Genomic DNA, 20,660 nt, shown 5'->3' with positions numbered 1-20,660 from the left:
AAAGGGCTACCTGCCGACCCGCAAGCAGCCCTCCAGCAGATCAGCTGGGTTTGAGGGTATGCAAGTGGTCGCGTTTGGCGAGGGTAGGGAAGAGCTTGATCCAAAGGCCTGTCACGATCAGCGTTCCTGCGCCGCCCAGCACGACCGCTTGCACTGTGCCCAGCCAGGCTGCCGTTACACCGGACTCGAACTCGCCCAGTTGGTTTGAGGCACCGATGAACAGGCCGTTGACGGCACTGACGCGGCCGCGCATTTCATCCGGCGTCTCCAGTTGCACAAAGGCGCCGCGAATGACCATGCTGATCATGTCAGCCGCACCCAGAACCGCCAGCACGGCCAGGCTGAACCAGAACGAGGTGGAAAGACCAAAGGCGATGGTTGCCACGCCAAACACACCTACCGAGATAAACATAATGCGTCCGACGCTTCGCTCGATGGGAAAGCGCGCGAGCCAAAACGACATCAGCAGGGCGCCCACGGCGGGTGCTGAGCGCAACAGGCCCAGCCCCCATGGACCGGTCATCAGAATGTCCCGGGCAAACACGGGTAACAGTGCCGTTGCGCCGCCCAGCAGAACGGCAAAAAGATCCAGGGAGATAGCGCCGAAAATATCGCGGCGGCTGCGAATGAAGCGAATCCCGGCCAGTAGCGAATCCAGACTGGCCTTTTCCTTACGCGGTTGCTGTTCACGCGCAGGCAGGCTCAGCACGAGGAGAATTGCCACACCATACAGGGCCGTTGCCGGTGCATAGACCCAGAAGGCACCCAAGGCGTACAGAAAACCACCCAACGCTGGCGCCACGATTGTCGCACCCTGCATGGCGGAGGCCGAGGCCGCAACGGCCCGGGGAAATAACGAGGCGGGGACGATGTTGGGCAGAAGCGCCTGGGTCGCCGGCATTTCGAAGGCCCGGCAGGTGCCCAGCATGAAGGCCAGGATAAAGATCAGTTCACGGGTCACATTGTCGGTCAGGCTGCCATAGACCAGCACCAGTGCGGTAAGGGCCTGACCTGTCTGGCAGAGTGCGGCTACCTTACGTCGGTCGTAGCGGTCCGCCACATGCCCTGTATACAACATGAAGAACAGGCGCGGCAGGAATTCCACCAGGCCGACCAGGCCCAGGTCGAGCACATTATGCGTCAGTGAATAGATGTGCCAGCCAATGGCTACGGTGAGCATCTGAAAGCTGCTGGCGGTACAGACGCGGGCAAACCAGAACGCCAGAAAGGGTCGATGATGACGCAAATATAAAGGGGCTGAGGTCATGATGGGGCTCTTCGAGAGGTCTCTCATCATAGTCTCGGCAAGCGGTTTTTGTGCACTGATCAGAGATATATTCTGAAACACTTGGTGGGTAACAAGTTGTGTGCGCCACCTTGACGCGCGACATCTGACCACGGACCCCACTGCGTTTTAGAGGTCTAGAATGAATCCAGACGTTGACCTACGTCAGAGCCTTGCGGCTTAAAATGCGATAGTCGGACCACCTTTCAAGCGTTCCGTTAGAACGAATTGAGCACGCAAGCGCTCGAAACATTGCCTTGTGATTTGCTTAACGTTATTGACCGCCTGCGTGATAAACGCACCGGCTGCCTGAAGAGGACCGCCTATGTTCGGCTTGGAGGCTCTGGATCTTGCGAGGATCCAGTTTGCATTCACCGTCTCGTTCCACATTATCTTCCCTGCCTTGTCTATCGGAATGGCGAGCTTTCTAGCCGTTCTCGAAGGACTGTGGCTCAAAACCAACGACTCTACCTATAAGGACCTGTACCACTTCTGGTTGAAGATCTTCGCGGTCTTCTTTGGAATGGGTGTAGTGTCCGGACTGGTCATGGCGTATGAGTTCGGTACCAACTGGAGCGGCTTTGTCGACTTCGCCGGTGCCGTAACGGGTCCGCTCTTGACCTACGAGGTGCTGACCGCCTTCTTTATCGAAGCGGGTTTCCTCGGGGTCATGCTGTTTGGCTGGAACCGCGTAGGACGTGGGTTGCACTTTTTGTCCACTATCATGGTGGCGATTGGCACCCTGATGTCCACGTTCTGGATTTTGTCCTCGAACAGCTGGATGCATACCCCGGCCGGGTACGAGATTGTCGATGGCCGCGTAGTGCCAGTCCATTGGCTGGAAGTAATCTTCAACCCGTCGTTCCCCTTCCGCTGGGCGCACATGACCATCGCGGCCTACCTGTCGGTGGCCTTCCTGGTCGGCGCATCGGCGGCCTGGCACCTGTTGCGTGGGAACAATAACCCGGCCATTCGCAAGATGTTCTCCATGGCCATGTGGATGGCCCTGTTCGTGGCGCCGATCCAGGCGTTCGTGGGGGATGCCCACGGTTTGAACACGCTGGAGCACCAGCCAGCCAAGATCGCGGCGATTGAAGGCCATTGGGAGAATCCGCCCGGTGAGGCAACGCCGTTGATTCTGTTCGGTCTGCCGGATATGGAGCGTGAGGAAACCCGCTTCAAGGTCGAGATCCCTGTGCTGGGCAGCTTGATCCTCACGCACAGCTTTACCGAGCAGATTCCCGCACTCAAGGACTTCCCGAAAGAGGATCGTCCGCCGGCGTATGTGGTGTTCTGGTCATTCCGCATCATGGTGGCTCTGGGGCTGCTCATGATTGCTGCCGGTGTGTGGAGCCTGTTCCTGCGCTGGAGACACAAGCTGTATGAAACCAAGGCCTTCCTGCGCCTGATCATGTGCATGGGGCCGGCTGGTCTCATCGCTCTGCTGGCAGGCTGGTTTACCACCGAAGTGGGTCGTCAGCCCTGGATCGTATATGGCCTCTTGCGTACCAAGGATGGTGTAGCCAATCACAGCGTGACGCAACTGAGCATTACCCTGGTCAGCTTCGTAATTGTGTATTTCGCGGTCTTTGGTATCGGTACGGTCTATGCGCTGCGCATGATTGGCAAGGGACCACATACCGGTGAAGGCGACTTGCCCACCCAGGGTGGACCGGGACACGATCGTCATCCGAAGCGCCCCCTTTCGGCTACTGATGAAGGTACCGAAAAGGCTCATTCCCATGATCAACTGACGGGGCACTGAACATGGCTTCTGGAATTGTTGGTATTGACCTCGCACTGATCTGGGCGGTGGTCATCATTTTCAGCCTGATGATGTACGTAGTCATGGACGGCTTCGATCTGGGGATTGGCATTCTCTTCCCCTTCGTGAAGGGCAAGGAAGAACGCGATGTCATGATGAACACCGTGGCTCCGATCTGGGACGGCAACGAAACCTGGCTGGTGTTGGGAGGGGCCGGGTTGTACGGCGCCTTCCCGCTCGCATATGGCGTCATTCTGCCGGCCCTCTACCTGCCGCTGATCTTCATGTTGATCGGCCTGATCTTCCGTGGCGTAGCCTTTGAGTTCCGCTTCAAGGTGCAGGAAGGCAAAGAAGGGCTCTGGGACAAGTCCTTTATCTTCGGCTCGCTCTTGGCAACCTTCTGTCAGGGGGTCGCGCTGGGTGCCTTCATCGACGGCTTCCATGTGGAGAATCGTCAGTATGCCGGTGGCTCGCTGGACTGGCTGACGCCTTTTTCGGTGTTCTGTGGTTTTGGTCTAATCGCTGCCTACGCACTGCTGGGCAGTACTTGGCTGATCATGAAAACCGAAGGCCCGCTACAGGCTTCTATGCGTCGCATGACCAAGCCGCTGGTGCTGTTGCTGCTGCTGTTCATTGCAGCCGTTAGCCTGTGGACGCCGCTGTCCCATGACGCCATCTCCCAGCGCTGGTTCACCATGCCGAACCTGTTCTGGTTCCTGCCTGTGCCGATTCTCGTGCTGGTAACAGTCGTGTTCCTGCTGCGCGCGATCCTGAAGGAAGAGGCTCATGTATCTCCCTTCGTACTAACGCTGATCCTGATCTTCCTGGGCTATAGCGGCCTGGGCATCAGCCTGTGGCCCAACATCATCCCGCCGGCGATTTCGATCTGGGAAGCCTCGTCGCCACCGCAGAGCCAGCTGTTCCTGCTCATCGGTACGCTGTTCATCATCCCGATCACATTGATGTACACGGCGTGGGGCTACTACGTGTTCCGCGGTAAGGTTCGTACAGGCGAGGGGTATCATTGATCATGGCCGGCAAAGAGCGTGAACCCAATCCAGCTGACAACCAACCGCTGATCAAGCGTCTCGGCTGGATGGTCCTGATCTGGGCCTGCAGCATCGTGGCCCTGGGCATTGTGTCCTATGGGCTGCGGCTGGTCATGACTGCCGCCGGCCTTAAATCCTGATACATCAGACCCCGGCACTCGCCGGGGTCTTCTTTTGTCCGTTTCTCCAGGCAGATTGTCCGCTTGCACGGTAAGCTTTCATCTACGCTATCTGTCTTACCGTCTTGGAGACACGCCCATGGAAAGCAGACCCCCATTGCCACCCTTTACGCAGGAAACTGCACGCCAAAAGGTCCGAGCAGCGGAAGATGGCTGGAATGGCCGCGATCCCCACAAGGTTGCACTGGCCTATAGTAACGACAGCATCTGGCGTAACCGGGCCGAGTTCATCAAGGGACGCGAAGCCATCGTAGGTTTTCTTACGCGCAAGTGGCAACGCGAGCTCGACTACCGGCTGATCAAGGAGCTATGGGCCCATGATGGCAACCGGATCGCCGTACGCTTCGCCTATGAGTGGCATGACGATTCCGGCAACTGGTTTCGCGCCTATGGCAATGAGAACTGGGCGTTCAATGAGCAGGGGCTCATGGTGGAGCGGCATGCCAGCATCAACGATCTGCCGATCACCGAGGCCGAGCGCCTGTTCCGCTGGCCGCAGGGACGTCGACCGGATGATCATCCCGGGCTGAGCGAGCTGGGACTATAACGACGAATCACTAGGCGTTGCGGCTGCGCTTTCTTACACTGGCACCCTTTTGTAAGCAGCGAAGCCGCCCATGCCCGAAACATGCTCCCCTGAAGTCCTGCAAACCCTGCTTGATCGTGTTGCCCAGGAGGCACGGCAAGACATGGGCGAAGGCAAGGTTGCTGACTATATCCCGGCACTGGCCCAGGTAGAACCCGATCAATTCGGGATTGCTCTATGCGATGTAGAGGGTCGAGTCTTCCAGGCGGGGGCAGGGGATACACCGTTTTCCATCCAGTCCATTTCCAAGGTGCTCAACCTGGTCATTGCCATGCAGCGGCTGCCGGAAGAGGACATCTGGACGCGTGTAGGCCGGGAGCCCTCTGGTCAGGCGTTCAACTCCATCGTACAGCTGGAAGTGGAGCGGGGCGTCCCGCGCAATCCTTTCATCAATGCCGGTGCGTTGCTGGTAACCGATATCCTGGTTTCGCGCATCATGTCCATCCAATATCTGATGCGCGAACAGGCGCGGCGGTTAAGTGCCAATCCGACCATCAACTTCGATACGCGGGTGGCGCGTTCAGAGATGGATCACAAGGCGCGTAACGCTGCACTGGCTTACCTCATGAAGGCTTATGGAAACTTGCATGGCGAAGTGGATGAGGTGCTGGAAACCTATTTCCATGGCTGTGCGCTGTCCATGAGTTGCATGGATGTGGCCCGCGCGTTCGCCTTTCTGGCTCACCGGGGCATCAATCCCCACGATGGGAGCGAGGTATTGTCGCCTCAGCAGACGCGGCAGCTCAACGCATTACTGTTGACGTGCGGCCTGTATGACGCCGCGGGGGATTTTGCCTGGCGCGTCGGGCTGCCCGGCAAGAGCGGCGTGGGTGGCGGTATTGTGGCCATCGTTCCCGGCCGCATGAGCATTTGTGTCTGGTCGCCCCGCCTGGACAGCTACGGCAATTCCGTTGCCGGTCTGCGTGCCCTGGAGCGACTCGTGGATGGCCTGGGTGTCGCTCCACTGGGCTAAAGGACCGGCGAGAACAGTCGGGCTACCCGCATGGCTGCCTTGTGCAGGCGCCGAACATTGGCATTGTCCTTGGGCGTCAGCTCGACCGACTTGGAGAAGTCGACTTCCAACATCGAGCGGACTTCCCAGGCGAAGTCAGTATCCACGGTCATGACCATGATTTCGAAATTCAGCCGGAACGAGCGATTATCCAGATTGGCGCTACCGATGGCGGAAACCTCTTCATCGATCAGCACCACCTTCTGATGCAGAAAGCCTGGTTGATAACTGAAGACTCGAATGCCCGCATCCACCGCCTTGAAGGCATACAGGTAGGATGCGGCGTACACCACCTTGTGATCCGGGCGTGACGGCAGAAGGATGCGCACATCGACGCCGCGTAGAGCGGCCAGATGCAGTGCGGCTGAGACGGCCTCATCAGGGATGAAGTAGGGCGTTGTGATCCAGATTCGCCGCTGCGCCGAGTGAATCGCCTCGACAAAAAACAGCGAGCAGGTCTCCTGATCGTCCGCCGGACCGCTGGCAACCACCTGGCACAGCATGCCGCCATCCTCATAACGTTCAGGCAGCACCAGGGTTGGAAGCTTTTTGGTCACCCAGAACCAGTCCTGGGCAAAGGTTTCCTGCAGGGTCGCCAGAGCGGGCCCACGAATTTCGATATGGGTGTCGCGCCAGGGAGCCAACGGTGGCTTGTGCCCCAGGTATTCTTCACCCACGTTGTGTCCGCCGACAAATCCTACTTCACCATCCACCACAACGATCTTGCGGTGATTGCGGAAGTTGACCTGAAAGCGGTTGATCAGTCCTCGGCGGTTGCTGAATGCCTTGACCTGCACGCCTGCCTCGCGAAGCTTTGACACGTAGCTCCGCGGCAGGGCATGGCTGCCAATGGCATCGTAAAGGAGAAACACCTCGACACCCTCCCTGGCCCGCTCGATCAGCGTGTTTTGCAGTGCCCGGCCAAGAGCGTCGTCATGAATGATGAAAAACTGCACCAGCACAACCTGCCGGGCTTCCCGAATAGCGCCCAGAATGGCGCTGAAGGTTTCCGATCCGTTGACGAGAAGACGCACCTTGTTGCTGGCTACACAGGGGGTGCGGGTCAGCGCCGTCATGGCTTTGAGCTTGCGGTTTGCCGCGCTGCATTGCTGCGCAGCCAGGGCCTCAGCGATCCACGGGCGCCAGTTCAGCTCGGCAGCAACGCGGGCCATCTCTTCATCGGCCTGTCGGCGCGCCTTTACATAACCATCGAAACGACGCCGACCAAAAACCAGATAAGGCAACAGGCTCAGAAACGGCATAAAAACCAATGCAATGGCCCAAGCCATGGCGCCCTGAGCCGTACGAACGGTGATGACGGCATGGATAGCCGCCAAAACGCCGCAGACCTCTATCAAAATGGCAAAGATGTGAAGATCGAAAGGTAACCCTGGCACGTAAGATCCCATCCGGTGCGTATGTTCGTCCTGTCAGTAGGCAAAAGGCATCACCTGGCGCCTATCTTAAAACGGTGGCGACCCAGCCTAGGCGGAATCATCCAGTCTGGATACTGCTCTGAGGCACGTTACCCGCTATGCCAGCCTGCTTGAATAAGGTCTGGCATAGGGCATAGCATCACGCTCAGTTAGCTTCGACCGCACGCAGCACCACGAATTTCGGGGTGGCAGCAACCTGTTCGACGCGCTTGAACAGCCGCTTGAGCTTGAGGTGATAACCGAGGTGGCGATTGCCGACGATCCAGAGTTCACCCTGGCGGTCGAGAGCAGCACGCGCCTGTTGAAACATCCGCCAGGCCAGAAAGTCCCCCACCACCTGTTGCTGGTGAAACGGTGGGTTGCACAGGACTACATCCAACGAGCAAGCCGGTTGGCTGGCCAGCCCATCATCGGCGCGCAACGTGACGGGACGATCACCCAAGGCGGCACGCCAGTTTTCATGTGCCGACTGGATCGCCATATAGGACTCATCTACCAGCGTGTACTGCGCTTGGGGATTGGTCAGTGCACTGGTGATGGCCAATACGCCATTGCCGCACCCCAGGTCGGCCACGTGTGCATTGCCCAAGTCAGTAGGCAGATGTGGAAGAAAGGCGCGTGTCCCGATATCGAGCCCTTCTCGGCAGAACACGTTGGCGTGATTGATCAGTGTCAGCGCTGGGTCGTCCAGTCGGTAGCGGGTCGGGTAGGGTGAGGCTATCCGCTCCCTGGGTTCGGGGGTGGCAAACAGCAGGCGCGCCTTCTTGACTGCCAGCGACGCCTGGACACCACCGATATGACGCTCAAGCAGATCTCCTGCCGCACGCGGCAGATGCTTGATCATGGCTGCTGCGATGACTCGCGCACCCGGTGCCAGCTGATCATGCAGGCGAATCAGCTGCTCCTCCAGCAAGGCCAGGGTTTTTGGAATACGGATCAGCACCAGGTCAAAGGGGCCTTTAACCGGCTCGCTGGATGGCACGAATAGCACCCGACCATCACGTCCGTTGCGCTGCAGGTTATCGTTAAGCGCGAGGGCTGCAAGGTGGGAATCTCCACTGGAAACAACGTGACCCTGATCAGCCAGGCTTGCTGCCAGGGCGCCGAAGCTATCGTTTAACACCAGAATTCGGGCGTTGTCTGGCAGGCCCTGTTCGGCCAGATGATTAAGCAGGTATTCATCCGCCGCATCGAAAGCCTGTAACGGATCGTCCCGGCGGGGTGGCTGGCGGTGCAGGTCAAGCTGGGCAAAGGGTGTGGACAGTAGAACCATGGCAGAAGATCGGAGCTGACGACAAAGGCGTCAGTGTAGGGGAGCGGCATTGCTTATGCTGCTCTTTTCTCTGGATGCCGGCTGAACGCGCCGGGCGTCTGGCGGGTCGAACAGACGTTTTGCGGGCTCAGGATGACAGGTCAGCCTGCGTTTACCACCCCTCAGGAGGCATCATGGTGGCTAACCCATTCGATTTGTCAGGCAAGGTCGCGATCATCACCGGGTGTGATGCCGGATTGGGAAGGAGCATGTGTGTAGCTCTGGCCAGTGCCGGTTGCGATATTGTTGGGATCAGCCGGCGCGAACCCCATGACACCCAGGGTGAGGTAGAGGCCAAGGGCCGGCGATTCGTGAGCATCCGGGCAGATCTCAGCGCCACGGATGCGGTGCCCTTTATTGTGGATGAGGCGCTGCAGGCTTTTGGTCGTATCGATATCCTGGTCAACAATGCCGGAACGATCCGGCGTGAGGATGCACTGAATTTCACCGAAAAAGATTGGGATGATGTCATGGGCGTCAACCTCAAGACGGTGTTCTTTCTTTCTCAAGCCGTGGCGCGTCAATTCATAGCGCAGCAGGACGGCGGCAAAATCATCAATATCGCTTCGATGCTGTCTTTCCAAGGCGGCATCCGTGTCCCATCCTACACAGCCTCCAAGAGTGGCCTGATGGGGCTGACCAAGGCGCTGGCCAACGAGTGGGCCAAGCACGGTATCAACGTCAATGGCATTGCGCCCGGCTATATGGCAACGAACAACACGGCAGCCTTGCGTGCCGATGAGCAGCGCAACGCAGAAATCCTGGGACGCATTCCGGCAGGTCGCTGGGGCGAGCCAATCGACCTGGCAGGGCCTGTGGTGTTTCTGGCGTCGTCTGCCTCGGATTATGTCCACGGCCATACTCTGGCCGTGGACGGTGGTTGGCTGGCGCGTTAGTCCGGCCGGTTACACCTACAGTTTGTCCGTTGAAAACCAGTGCCGGGCTTGTTTTCATGACGGCCTGATATCGGCCCGGAAAACGAGGTAGCCCAGCATGACCGCCAGTGACGAGAAATACACCCGGCAGACCATTACGGAGGTGTGGCCCTGGGCCGATAACCTGTTCAGCCTGCGTACGACGCGTGATCCGCGCTTTCGCTTCAGTGCCGGCCAGTTTGCCCGCCTGGGTGTCGAAAAGGCAGACGGCGAAATCGTCTGGCGCGCTTATTCAATGGTCTCAGCGCCTCATGACGAATTTCTGGAGTTCTTTTCCATCGTCGTGCCTGGCGGAGCCTTTACCAGTGAGCTGAGTCGCCTTAAGCCGGGTGATACGTTGCTGGTGGAAAAGCAGCCCTATGGGTATCTCACCCTGGAGCGCTTTACCGGCGGACGCGATTTATGGCTGTTATCCACCGGTACGGGATTGGCACCGTTTCTGTCCATGCTTCAGGAGCCGGATGTCTGGCAGCGGTATGAGCGTATCGTGCTGGTGTATAGCGTCCGGGAAGCAAAGGACCTGGCCTATCAGGAAATGATTAAGGGACTGGCGGAGCTGGAATATCTGGAAGGGGTTGCACAGAAGCTGGTCTATATTCCTGTCGTAACCCGTGAGGATCATTCGGGCGCGCTGAGAGGGCGAATCACGACCCTGATCGAAAACGGTGAGCTGGAGAAGGCCGCAGGGCTTGAGCTTTCAACAGAGCACTCCCGCATCCTGATCTGTGGTAATCCTGAAATGGTGGATGACACGCGAGCCGTGCTCAAGGCACGTGATTTCCAGCTGGCCCTGACGCGCCGGCCTGGACAGATCGCGGTAGAAAATTACTGGTAAAAGATGCGGATGGGGCCCGCAAGGGCCCTATTTGTAGCGAACAGTCACGAAGAGGTCGGAGGGTCATTACGTGTGACGGTGGCCTCAGGCTTCTGGCTTTGTTCCTTGAGCAGGTCGCGAATTTCAGTCAGCAGTACTTGATCCTTGGTAGGGCCGGCCGCTGCCTTCTTTTCCTCATGCAGGCGCAGTCGATTCAGAACCTTGATGGCGCTGAAAATGGCGAATGCAATGATGATGAAGTCGAAGATCGATTGCAGGAACTTGCCGTAAGATAGCAGCACTGCCGGTTTATCGCCTTGGGCAGCCTGCAGCGTAATGGCGAGGTGCGAAAAGTCCACGCCACCCAAAAGAATCCCGAGAGGCGGGGTGATCACATCGGCAACGAATGACGACACGATCTTGCCGAAAGCGCCGCCAATGATGATACCAACAGCCAGATCGACGACGTTGCCCCTCATGGCGAACGATTTGAATTCGCTGAAAAAGCTCATAAGCACTCCTTTTGCGGTGGAATGGTAGTGACGCCATCGCTAACGTCTCGGGCACTTTGAACCGCAAAAGCGTCTGGTTGTTTCGAAATGCTTCCTGAAAAAGTGTGCTGCCTCTCGTTGCTGCACTTTGCCGAACGGCTGCGGTCCACCATATGGATGGGCTGAAAGGCTCAAGATATTCAACCTGCCTCAGGAGGTCACACATGGTTGCCGAGCACAACTTGCACAAGGATTTTCCAGACAAGGTTCAGAAGTTTGAAGAGCTGCGCCAGAACAATCCAGAATTTGCCAAGCTGATCGAGCAATACGATGCGCTGGATCAGGAGATCCTGGAAATCGAAGAGATGGTCGAGAACAGTGGCGATGAGGAGTTGAATCGATGCCGACGAGAACGCGTCGTGATCAAGGACAAGATCGCACGCGAGCTGCAAGGTAGCTGATCAGCTCTAGGCCGCTGCCCCTGCGTAGCGGCCATAACTTAAAACGCTTGGCTTGGGTATTGATTCTGCTAATAGCGGAACAAAAGGTATTCAATTTAGCGAAGCGGTCCGGGTTCCTTACTCTTTACGTGCTTGGAACAGAGCACTTAAAAAAGAGAGGAACCCAACAATGTCCATTCGGACCTTTTCCGGATATGCCCTGAATCTGCTTGCAGCGGGCATCCTGTCTGCCACAGTCGCTTCGGCGGCCTATGCAGGTACCCTGACGCGTGACAACGGTGCGCCAGTCGGAGACAACCAGAACTCCCAGACCGCTGGAGCCACAGGCCCGACACTCCTGCAGGACGTGCAACTGGTACAAAAGCTTCAGCGCTTTGACCGTGAGCGTATTCCAGAGCGTGTCGTTCACGCGCGTGGCGCGGGTGCCCACGGAGAGTTCGTCGCCTCGGCCGACGTTTCTGACCTGACCAAGGCCAAGGTTTTCCGCCCAGGCGAGAAAACGCCGGTCTTCGTACGTTTCTCTGCGGTGATCCATGGTAATCACTCACCGGAAACCCTGCGCGACCCGCGCGGCTTTGCCACCAAGTTCTACACTGCTGACGGCAACTGGGATCTGGTAGGCAACAACTTCCCAACGTTCTTCATCCGTGACGCCATCAAGTTCCCGGACATGGTTCATGCGTTCAAGCCTGACCCACGTACCAACCTGGATGACCCGCGTCGTACGTTCGACTTCTTCTCTCACATTCCGGAAGCGACCCGTACCCTGACCGAGCTGTACTCCAATGAAGGTACACCGGCCAGCTACCGCACCATGGATGGCAATGGCGTACATGCCTACAAGTTTGTCAATGCCAAGGGTGAAGTTCACTATGTGAAGTTCCACTGGAAGAGCTTGCAGTCCGGCAAGAAGAACCTGGATCCGAAGGAAGTGGCCGAAGTTCAGAGCAAGGACTACAGCCATCTGACTCGCGATCTGGCCAACGCCATCGACAAGGGCGACTACCCGAAGTGGGACCTGTACGTTCAGGTGCTTAACCCGGAAGATCTGCCCAAGTTCGACTTTGACCCGCTGGATGCCACCAAGATCTGGCCGGGCGTGCCCGAGCGCAAGATTGGTCAGATGGTCCTGAACAAGAACCCGGACAACTTCTTCCAGGAAACCGAGCAGGTTGCCATGGCGCCTGCCAATGTTGTGCCTGGCATCGAGCCCTCCGAGGATCGTCTGCTTCAGGGTCGTGTGTTCTCCTACGCCGATACGCAGCTCTATCGCGTGGGCACCAATGGTCTGCAGCTGCCAATCAACAAGCCTCACGTAGAGGTGAACAACGGCAACCAGGACGGGGCGATGAACATCGGCCACACGGCGGCCTCCGTGAACTACCAGCCGAGCCGCCTGCAGCCGCGTGAGGAAGACACTTCCGCACGTTACAGCCAGCTGCCGCTGTCTGGTACGACCCAGCAGGCCAAGATCCAGCGCGAGCAGAACTTCAAGCAGGCGGGTGATCTGTATCGCTCTTACAGCAAGAAGGAGCGTCAGGACCTGATCGAAAGCCTGGGCGGTGATCTGCGTGTTGTGGATGACGAAAGCAAAAACATGATGCTGGCGTACTTCTACAAGGCTGACGCGGAATATGGCGAAGGCTTGACTAAGGTGGCCAAAGGCGACCTCAAGCGCGTCAAGGAAGTGGCCGCGACCCTCAAGGACTGATGTCCTCCGGGCAGGCTAATCCTGCCCGTGCTCCCTTGTCGGGCTTGCCTGCCTGGATAGGCAAGCCCGACAAATTGCCTGGCGAGTGTTCATGCCAGCCGGGTAACCATAGACAGGGCACAAGCCAGATCATGCCCAATGCCGCTCGCGCACGGGCAGCCCTGACCGCGAGAGAACACGCTATGCGCTTATTTTTTCTTGGCATTACGATGCTTTCCCTCACCAGCACATTGGCATTGGCTGATCCGCCACCTGAGGCGTCGGTAGCCGAGCCGGCTGCAGTCGAGGCGAAAACACCTGGTCAGCCCTCACCCGACGCGGTAAAGGCACAGCTCAAAAGCTATTTCTTCGATGCGGCCCGTGATGGCCGTCAGGAGATGCTGGAAGAGTTCATCAAGGCTCATTATGACCTCAATACCCAGGATGAAAAAGGCTACACCGCCTTGATCCTGGCGGCCTACCATGGCCACAAGGAAGCCGTCGAGCAGCTGCTGGCTGCAGGTGCAGACCCCTGCATACAGGACAACCGAGGCAATACTGCATTGATGGGCGCCATCTTCAAAGGGGAGATTACCATTGCCCACCGCCTGGTTCAGGCCAAGTGCAACCCCGACCAGCGTAACAATGCCGGCCAGACGGCTGCCATGTACGCTGCGCTTTTTCAACGCAAGAGTGTGCTGGACGATCTGGCGGCCAAAGGCGCAGACCTTAATGCCAGGGATGCGATGGGCAACGATGTCGAAAAGCTCAAGCGCGGTGAATTCAGCCAACCCCCGACCCGTTGACCCTAGCGCTGCAACAGACCTTGGGCTGGAAACGCGAATCGAGTTAACTGTAAATTCATACAGTGGTGTATAATCAGGCTTTGTTTTCAGGAGCCTGGAATGGCTAAAGCCAAGCGCATGTACGGCTGCACAGAGTGCGGCGCAACGTTTCCCAAATGGGCAGGGCAGTGTGGCGAGTGCGGCGCCTGGAATACGCTTGTCGAAACGGTTGTTGAGTCAGCGCCCGGTGCCTCCGGCCGTGGCGGCTGGGCGGGCCAGCAGGCCGTGCTCAAGACATTGGCCGAGGTCAGCGTTGAGGAAACTCCACGCTTCACTACAGACTCCACAGAGCTGGACCGCGTATTGGGTGGTGGCTTGGTCGATGGGTCGGTTGTGCTGATCGGCGGTGATCCAGGCATTGGTAAATCCACCATTTTGCTACAGACGCTTTGCCGCATTGCCGAGCGTATGCCAGCACTTTATGTGACAGGCGAAGAGTCCCAGCAACAGGTGGCCATGCGGGCCCGGCGCCTTGGGCTGCCGGAAGACAAACTCAAGGTCATGACCGAGACGAGCATCGAGAGCATCATCGCCACGGCACGTCAGGAAAAGCCGCGGGTCATGGTAGTGGACTCCATCCAGACCATTTTTACTGAGCATCTTCAATCCGCACCGGGTGGCGTTGCCCAGGTGCGTGAAAGCGCGGCACTTCTGGTGCGTTTTGCCAAACAGACCGGAACGGCTGTGTTTTTGGTCGGACATGTGACGAAGGAAGGTGCCCTGGCGGGTCCGCGCGTGCTTGAGCACATGGTGGACACTGTTCTGTATTTCGAGGGCGAATCGGATGGCCGTCTGCGTTTGCTTCGGGCAGTGAAAAACCGCTTCGGTGCTGTAAATGAGCTGGGTGTTTTCGGAATGACCGATAAAGGCCTGAAGGAAGTATCCAACCCGTCGGCCATTTTTCTGACCCGTGCACAAGAGGCCGTGCCAGGCAGTGTGGTCATGGCTACCTGGGAAGGCTCCCGACCAATGCTGGTTGAGGTACAGGCCCTGGTCGATACCAGTCACTTGGCCAACCCGCGTCGGGTGACGGTCGGTCTCGATCAGAACCGTCTGGCCATGCTGTTAGCCGTACTGCACCGCCATGGCGGCATTCCCACCTATGACCAGGACGTGTTTATAAACGTCGTTGGCGGTGTGAAGGTGTTGGAAACAGCTGTGGACCTGGCCTTGATGGCAGCGGTTATCTCCAGCCTACGTGACCGCCCCTTGCCGCACGACCTGCTGGTCTTTGGCGAGATCGGTCTTTCGGGTGAGATTCGTCCAGTGCCCAGTGGACAGGAGCGCTTGAAGGAAGCCGCCAAGCATGGCTTCAAGCGCGCCATCGTACCTAAAGGCAATGCGCCCAAGGAGGCACCCGCTGGTCTTGAAGTGGTCGCAGTGACCCGTCTTGACCAGGCGCTGGATGCCTTATTCGAGTAAGCCGCCTGGGTCAGTCCTTGCCAAGGGCCGCCAGTTCGCGCTCAAGCAGGGACTGGTCGCCCAGGTTGAGTTCGACCAGACGGCGCAGGTGGCTGATGGAGTCGAGATCGATCTGCTGGCAGGCAAAGCCCAGCTGTTCGGCTTCTAGCCGTACCAGTTCGGCGCTCATCTCGACCTGTGTTTCCGCGTCCAGTGTAATGACGATCTGGAAGGGCACCTCCTGACGGCCGCTCCAGTCGTCAGGCTTTTGTGTCAGTAATCCCTTCAGGGAAATGTCGTTGACCAGCGCTGTCCAGTGCTGTTCGCCCTGTTGAATCCGCGCCGTGGCGTCAAACGCGAAGCGCTTGAAACGCCGACGTTCGGTTGAATCAGTCATGTCGCTACTCCTGAATGCGATAGAGGTGACTTCACCTCATTCTATCGGCCCAAGGCGCGGCGTCTAAAGTATTGCCGCTTAGCGTTACAGCTTAGTCAACGAACGGCAGGTTGTTCGACAAAAGGTCCGGGCTTGGTCTGCTGATGCAAGCGGGTGTCGGCATGACTATCCTGCATCTGCCTTCTGCGGTATGAATATTCAAATGGCCACTACAAACCAAACGCTCTAGACCAAGGTCTGATGGCGGAATTGCCAGCTTGAACTAAGCTTGAGCGGCAGCTTCTTTGTCCGTTTGTCATGGAGCCTTTATGAATAATAACAAGAGTGTATTCCGCCACGTGCCCTGGGCCGTGGTCGCGGCTGTAGGGGCTTGCGCCTTGGGAGTGGTGGCCTTGCGCCGTGGAGAGACGATCAATGCGTTATGGATCGTCGTTGCAGCCGTCGCGCTCTATCTCGTTGCCTATCGCTATTACAGCCTGTTCATCGCTACCAAAGTCATGCAGCTGGACCCGAACCGGGCAACACCGGCTGTTCTCAATAACGATGGTCTGGACTACGTACCGACCAACAAGCACATCCTGTTCGGTCACCATTTCGCTGCCATTGCAGGCGCAGGCCCGCTGGTCGGCCCGGTACTTGCCGCGCAAATGGGCTACCTACCCGGCACACTCTGGCTGATTGCCGGCGTGGTCTTTGCCGGTGCGGTCCAGGACTTCATGGTGTTGTTCATCTCCACCCGCCGTAACGGCCGCTCGCTGGGCGAGATGGTCCGCGAGGAGATGGGGCAGATACCGGGAACCATTGCCTTGTTTGGCTGCTTCCTGATCATGATCATTATCCTGGCGGTGCTGGCCCTGATTGTGGTGAAAGCGCTGGCCCACAGCCCATGGGGGATGTTTACCGTTCTGGCAACGCTGCCCATCGCGGTATTCATGGGCGTTTACATGCGTTATATCCGCCCGGGCCATATCGGTGAGATTTCTGTGGTCGGCCTGGTATTGCTTCTGGCCGCCATCTGGTTTGGTGGCGTGATTGCGGCTGATCCGGTATGGGGGCCGCGGCTCACCTTTACGGGTGAACAGATTACCTGGATGCTGATCGGCTATGGCTTCGTGGCTTCCGTGCTGCCCGTCTGGCTGCTGTTGGCGCCCCGTGATTATCTGTCGACCTTCCTCAAGATCGGCACCATCATCGCGCTGGCTATCGGTATTCTCTTCATTGCACCTGAGCTGAAGATGCCGGCTGTTACCCAGTTTGTGGATGGTACCGGCCCGGTCTGGAAGGGTAGCCTGTTCCCGTTCCTCTTTATCACTATCGCCTGTGGCGCTGTTTCCGGTTTCCACGCGCTGATCTCGTCAGGCACCACGCCCAAACTGCTCAGCCGTGAGACAGATGCCCGTTATATTGGGTATGGCGCCATGCTGATGGAATCCTTTGTGGCGATCATGGCCATGGTGGCAGCATCGGTCATCGAGCCGGGCGTCTACTTTGCCATGAACAGTCCGGCGGCCATTGTGGGCGCCGATGCCGCAAGCGTTGCTGCCACGATCAGCTCCTGGGGCTTTGCGGTAACACCCGAGATCCTGACCCAGACCGCACAGGACATTGGCGAAACCACCATCCTGGCGCGGGCCGGCGGTGCTCCAACACTGGCGGTCGGTATCGCGCAGATCCTGCATCAGGTGCTGCCGGGTGAAAACACCATGGCCTTCTGGTACCACTTCGCGATCCTGTTCGAGGCGCTCTTCATCCTGACGGCTGTTGATGCCGGAACCCGTGCGGGTCGCTTCATGCTGCAGGATTTGCTGGGCAATTTCGTACCAGCACTCAAGCGTACCGACTCCTGGATCGCCAATATGATTGGCACAGGTGGCTGCGTTGCGCTCTGGGGATATCTGCTGTACCAAGGCGTTGTCGATCCGCTGGGCGGCATCAATACGCTCTGGCCGCTGTTCGGTATCTCCAACCAGATGCTGGCCGGTGTTGCCTTGATGTTGGGTACGGTCGTGCTGATCAAGATGAAGCGCCAGCGTTACGCCTGGGTAACTGCATTGCCGGCCGTGTGGCTGCTGATCTGCACAACCACGGCCAGTCTGATCAAGCTGTTTGACAGCAACCCGGCGGTTGGCTTCCTGGCTCAGGCGCACAAATACCGCGATGCGCTGGCGGCTGATCAGATTCTGGCGCCAGCCAAGTCGGTTGAGCAGATGCAGCAGATCATGATCAACAGTTATACCAATGCGACTCTGACCGTACTGTTCCTGATCGTAGTCGCCAGCGTGCTGTTCTATACCGTGAAGGTGGGTTATGCCGCTTTGTCCAAGCCTCAGCGCACGGACAAGGAAACGCCTTTCCAACCGCTGACAAATGTCTGATGGGAGCTGCGCATGTTCAATGACCTCGCCAATCTTGGAAAGTACCTGGGGCAGGCGGCTCGCCTCATGGTCGGAATGCCGGATTACGATACCTACGTCGAGCACATGCGCGGCAAACATCCGGACCTGCCTGTCATGACCTACGAAGAGTTCTTTCGTGAGCGGCAGGAAGCGCGTTATGGTGGCGGCAAAGGCAAGACCTTCCGCTGCTGCTAAGCACGTCAAGGTGTGATTCAACCGGGCCAGGCCTTTTAGCCTGGCCCGTTTCATTTAAGGCCGCTTATATGTCTACAACCCCCATCCCTGTAACGGTTTTGACCGGCTTTCTCGGTGCTGGCAAGACAACCCTGCTGCGTTACCTGCTTGAAGGTGATCATGGCCTCAAGATCGCTGTCATCGAAAATGAGTTCAGTGAGGCCGATATTGACGGCGCCTTGCTGGGCGATAAGGCTGTACGCATCGTAAAGGTAGCCAATGGTTGCGTCTGCTGTACCGGTAGTAAAGACTTGTCCTATGCGCTGACGGTATTGCTGGAGCAGCTCGACCAGGGCGAGATCGAATTCGACCGACTGGTGATCGAGTGTACCGGCCTGGCCGATCCAGGCCCAGTTGCTCAGACCTTCTTCATGGATGAGGATCTGCGCGAACGCTATCTGCTGGATGGCATCATTACGCTGGTAGATGCTGTTCATGCCCAGGAGCAGCTATCCAGACCCATTGCCCAGGCCCAGGTGGGCTTTGCGGATCGCCTGTTGGTTAGCAAGCGCGATCTGGTAGATGAGACTGCCTTCACAGCTTTGAGCGAACGTTTGCAGTGCATCAATCGAAGGGCGCCGGTTCATGTGGTGGATCATGGTCAGGTTGACCTGAGCGTCCTGTTGGATATCAGAGGGTTCAATCTGAACGATCAGTTGGATCGTCAGATGCTTTTCCGCCCGCTAACGCCGGTGCGTACCCAGAAGCCGGACAACATCACTTCGCTGGCGCTCAAGGCCGAACGTCCGCTCGATATCGACTGCGTCAGTCGCTTCATGGAAGGGGTGCTTGAGCGGCACGGCAGTAATCTGCTGCGTTACAAGGGTATTCTGGATATTGCCGGAGAGCCTCGAAAGCTCTTGTTTCAGGGTGTTCAGCGGCTGTACGGCGCTGACTGGGACCGGGAGTGGGAGGAGGGCGAAGTGCGAGAAAGCGTGATCGTCTTTATTGGCATGGAATTGCCTGAGGCCGAGCTGCGCGAAGGTCTCGAGGCGGCACAAGTCAGAGGCATATGAAAAAGCCCGGCATAAGCCGGGCTTTTCGTAAGGCTTGAGCTTACTGACCGTAAACCGGCAACTTGGCGCAGATAGCCTGGACTTTTTCGCGTACGCCATCGATCACGGACTCATCGCCCATGTTATCGAGGATGTCGCAGATCCAGCCGGCCAGCTCACGGCATTCAGCTTCCTTGAAGCCGCGGGTGGTAACGGCCGGAGTACCGATACGCAGGCCCGAGGTCACGAAGGGGGAGCGGGGATCGTTCGGAACGGAGTTCTTGTTTACCGTGATGAATGCACGACCTAGAGCCGCATCGGCATCCTTACCGGTGATGTCCTGCTTGATCAGGGACAGCAGGAACAAGTGGTTCTGAGTACCGCCGGAAACCACATCGAAGCCACGCTGGATAAACACCTCGGCCATGGCCTGGGCATTCTGGATGACTTGCTGCTGGTACTGCTTGAACTCAGGCGCCAGCGCTTCCTTAAAGCATACGGCCTTGGCGGCGATCACATGCATCAGCGGACCACCCTGGGCGCCCGGGAAGACAGCCGAGTTCAGCTTCTTCTCGATTTCCTCATTGGCTTTGGCCAGGATCAGGCCGCCACGAGGACCACGCAGGGTCTTGTGAGTCGTCGTGGTCACGACATCGGCGAACGGAACCGGGTTCGGGTAGATACCTGCGGCAACCAGACCGGCAAAGTGAGCCATGTCGACGAACAGGTAAGCGCCCACCTTGTCCGCGATTTCACGGAAGCGAGCGAAATCCAGTACCTGCGAGTATGCCGAGTAACCGGCCACGATCATCTTCGGCTTGTGCTCAACCGCCAGACGCTCGACTTCATCATAGTCGATCAGGCCGTTTTCATTGATACCGTACTGAACTGCGTTATAGATCTTGCCGGAAGAGCTGACGCTGGCGCCGTGGGTCAGGTGACCACCATGGGCCAGGCTCATGCCGAGGATCGTATCACCAGGCTGCAGCAGCGCCAGGTAAACAGCAGAGTTGGCCTGCGAGCCTGCGTGGGGCTGAACGTTGGCGTAGTCGGCACCAAAGAGCTGCTTGGCACGGTCAATTGCCAATTGCTCGACCTTGTCGACGAATTCGCAACCACCGTAGTAGCGCTTGTGTGGATAGCCTTCGGCGTATTTGTTGGTCAGGACAGAGCCCTGGGCTTCCATGACAGCCGGGCTGGTGTAGTTTTCCGAAGCGATCAGTTCGATGTGATCTTCCTGACGCTGGGCTTCCTGCTCCATAGCGGCATACAGATCGGCGTCGAAGCGGGCGAGGGTTAAGTCACGGCTGAACATGGGGTTCCCCTGAAAAGCGACTGGGCTAAAAGAGGGCGCATTCTATCCCAATCCACAGTGGA

20 protein-coding genes are annotated in these 20,660 nt (G+C 57.9%); 14 read left to right on the top strand and 6 right to left on the bottom strand.

Annotated elements, in window-relative coordinates; all coding sequences use genetic code 11:
* Positions 1-40: 40 nt before the first annotated feature.
* Positions 41-1,267 (bottom strand): MFS transporter, encoded by a 1,227-nt coding sequence (locus GM154_RS01570; protein WP_219650732.1) that lies wholly within the window; start codon positions 1,265-1,267, stop codon positions 41-43.
* 343 nt (positions 1,268-1,610) lie between these two features.
* Between GM154_RS01570 and GM154_RS01565 the strand changes: the two genes are divergently transcribed.
* The 5 genes from GM154_RS01565 (at position 1,611) to glsB (ending at position 5,837) form a co-directional block, all read left to right on the top strand.
* Positions 1,611-3,050, top strand: coding sequence for a cytochrome ubiquinol oxidase subunit I (locus tag GM154_RS01565; protein WP_010797143.1), 1,440 nt, complete (start codon positions 1,611-1,613; stop codon positions 3,048-3,050).
* A gap of 2 nt (positions 3,051-3,052) precedes the next feature.
* Positions 3,053-4,078, top strand: coding sequence for a cytochrome d ubiquinol oxidase subunit II (cydB, locus tag GM154_RS01560; RefSeq protein WP_074822941.1), 1,026 nt, complete (start codon positions 3,053-3,055; stop codon positions 4,076-4,078).
* 2 nt (positions 4,079-4,080) lie between these two features.
* Entirely contained in the window at positions 4,081-4,239 is a 159-nt protein-coding gene (locus GM154_RS01555) for a DUF2474 domain-containing protein (protein WP_010797145.1), read from the top strand.
* Between the two features lie 118 nt (positions 4,240-4,357).
* On the top strand, positions 4,358-4,825 hold the full coding sequence (locus tag GM154_RS01550) for a nuclear transport factor 2 family protein (protein WP_074822938.1): 468 nt from the start codon (positions 4,358-4,360) through the stop codon (positions 4,823-4,825).
* Between the two features lie 97 nt (positions 4,826-4,922).
* A complete protein-coding gene (gene glsB / locus GM154_RS01545; protein ID WP_372238928.1) occupies positions 4,923-5,837 on the top strand; it encodes a glutaminase B in 915 nt (304 codons plus the stop codon).
* Here glsB and cls read toward each other — a convergent pair.
* Both cls and GM154_RS01535 read right to left on the bottom strand, forming a co-directional pair.
* Positions 5,834-7,285, bottom strand: a complete 1,452-nt coding sequence (gene cls, locus GM154_RS01540; RefSeq protein ID WP_074822936.1) for a cardiolipin synthase — start codon at positions 7,283-7,285, stop codon at positions 5,834-5,836. The two genes, glsB and cls, sit on opposite strands and share 4 nt — an antisense overlap.
* A gap of 172 nt (positions 7,286-7,457) precedes the next feature.
* Positions 7,458-8,585, bottom strand: coding sequence for a class I SAM-dependent methyltransferase (locus GM154_RS01535; protein WP_219650730.1), 1,128 nt, complete (start codon positions 8,583-8,585; stop codon positions 7,458-7,460).
* 173 nt (positions 8,586-8,758) lie between these two features.
* Between GM154_RS01535 and kduD the strand changes: the two genes are divergently transcribed.
* Both kduD and GM154_RS01525 read left to right on the top strand, forming a co-directional pair.
* On the top strand, positions 8,759-9,520 hold the full coding sequence (kduD, locus tag GM154_RS01530) for a 2-dehydro-3-deoxy-D-gluconate 5-dehydrogenase KduD (RefSeq protein ID WP_122043395.1): 762 nt from the start codon (positions 8,759-8,761) through the stop codon (positions 9,518-9,520).
* Between the two features lie 97 nt (positions 9,521-9,617).
* Positions 9,618-10,394: a ferredoxin--NADP reductase gene (locus GM154_RS01525; RefSeq protein ID WP_219650729.1), complete on the top strand. Its 777-nt coding sequence runs from the start codon at positions 9,618-9,620 to the stop codon at positions 10,392-10,394.
* Positions 10,395-10,438: 44 nt separating this feature from the next.
* Here GM154_RS01525 and mscL read toward each other — a convergent pair whose 3' ends face one another.
* The gene (gene mscL / locus GM154_RS01520) at positions 10,439-10,885 is read right to left on the bottom strand and encodes a large-conductance mechanosensitive channel protein MscL (RefSeq protein ID WP_010797152.1); all 447 of its coding nucleotides are present in this window, start codon (positions 10,883-10,885) and stop codon (positions 10,439-10,441) included.
* A 203-nt stretch (positions 10,886-11,088) separates the two neighbouring features.
* Here mscL and GM154_RS01515 point away from each other — a divergent pair, with 203 nt between their 5' ends.
* From GM154_RS01515 to radA, 4 genes are all read left to right on the top strand, one after another.
* Complete coding sequence (locus GM154_RS01515) at positions 11,089-11,325, top strand: YdcH family protein (protein WP_219650728.1); 237 nt, start codon at positions 11,089-11,091, stop codon at positions 11,323-11,325.
* Between the two features lie 169 nt (positions 11,326-11,494).
* Positions 11,495-13,036: a catalase gene (locus GM154_RS01510; RefSeq protein ID WP_219650727.1), complete on the top strand. Its 1,542-nt coding sequence runs from the start codon at positions 11,495-11,497 to the stop codon at positions 13,034-13,036.
* A gap of 182 nt (positions 13,037-13,218) precedes the next feature.
* Positions 13,219-13,821: an ankyrin repeat domain-containing protein gene (locus GM154_RS01505; RefSeq protein WP_219650941.1), complete on the top strand. Its 603-nt coding sequence runs from the start codon at positions 13,219-13,221 to the stop codon at positions 13,819-13,821.
* A gap of 99 nt (positions 13,822-13,920) precedes the next feature.
* Positions 13,921-15,282 (top strand): DNA repair protein RadA, encoded by a 1,362-nt coding sequence (gene radA / locus GM154_RS01500; protein WP_125887188.1) that lies wholly within the window; start codon positions 13,921-13,923, stop codon positions 15,280-15,282.
* Positions 15,283-15,292: 10 nt separating this feature from the next.
* Here the strand turns inward: radA and GM154_RS01495 are convergent, their stop codons facing one another.
* Complete coding sequence (locus GM154_RS01495; protein ID WP_010797157.1) at positions 15,293-15,658, bottom strand: PilZ domain-containing protein; 366 nt, start codon at positions 15,656-15,658, stop codon at positions 15,293-15,295.
* Between the two features lie 308 nt (positions 15,659-15,966).
* On the opposite strand from GM154_RS01495, the gene GM154_RS01490 reads away from it, so the two are divergent.
* The 3 genes from GM154_RS01490 (at position 15,967) to yjiA (ending at position 19,304) form a co-directional block, all read left to right on the top strand.
* Positions 15,967-18,033, top strand: a complete 2,067-nt coding sequence (locus GM154_RS01490) for a carbon starvation CstA family protein (RefSeq protein ID WP_074822916.1) — start codon at positions 15,967-15,969, stop codon at positions 18,031-18,033.
* A 12-nt stretch (positions 18,034-18,045) separates the two neighbouring features.
* Positions 18,046-18,249: a YbdD/YjiX family protein gene (locus GM154_RS01485; RefSeq protein ID WP_010797159.1), complete on the top strand. Its 204-nt coding sequence runs from the start codon at positions 18,046-18,048 to the stop codon at positions 18,247-18,249.
* A gap of 68 nt (positions 18,250-18,317) precedes the next feature.
* On the top strand, positions 18,318-19,304 hold the full coding sequence (gene yjiA, locus GM154_RS01480; RefSeq protein WP_219650726.1) for a GTPase: 987 nt from the start codon (positions 18,318-18,320) through the stop codon (positions 19,302-19,304).
* A 40-nt stretch (positions 19,305-19,344) separates the two neighbouring features.
* Here yjiA and glyA read toward each other — a convergent pair whose 3' ends face one another.
* The gene (glyA, locus tag GM154_RS01475) at positions 19,345-20,598 is read right to left on the bottom strand and encodes a serine hydroxymethyltransferase (protein WP_010797161.1); all 1,254 of its coding nucleotides are present in this window, start codon (positions 20,596-20,598) and stop codon (positions 19,345-19,347) included.
* Positions 20,599-20,660: the final 62 nt, after the last annotated feature.

Source organism: Pseudomonas sp. MAG002Y, assembly GCF_019400845.1.
Taxonomy (GTDB): domain Bacteria; phylum Pseudomonadota; class Gammaproteobacteria; order Pseudomonadales; family Pseudomonadaceae; genus Chryseomonas; species Chryseomonas luteola.
The sequence above is the reverse complement of the archived record's forward strand: the minus strand, read 5'-3'. Positions and strand labels throughout refer to the sequence as shown.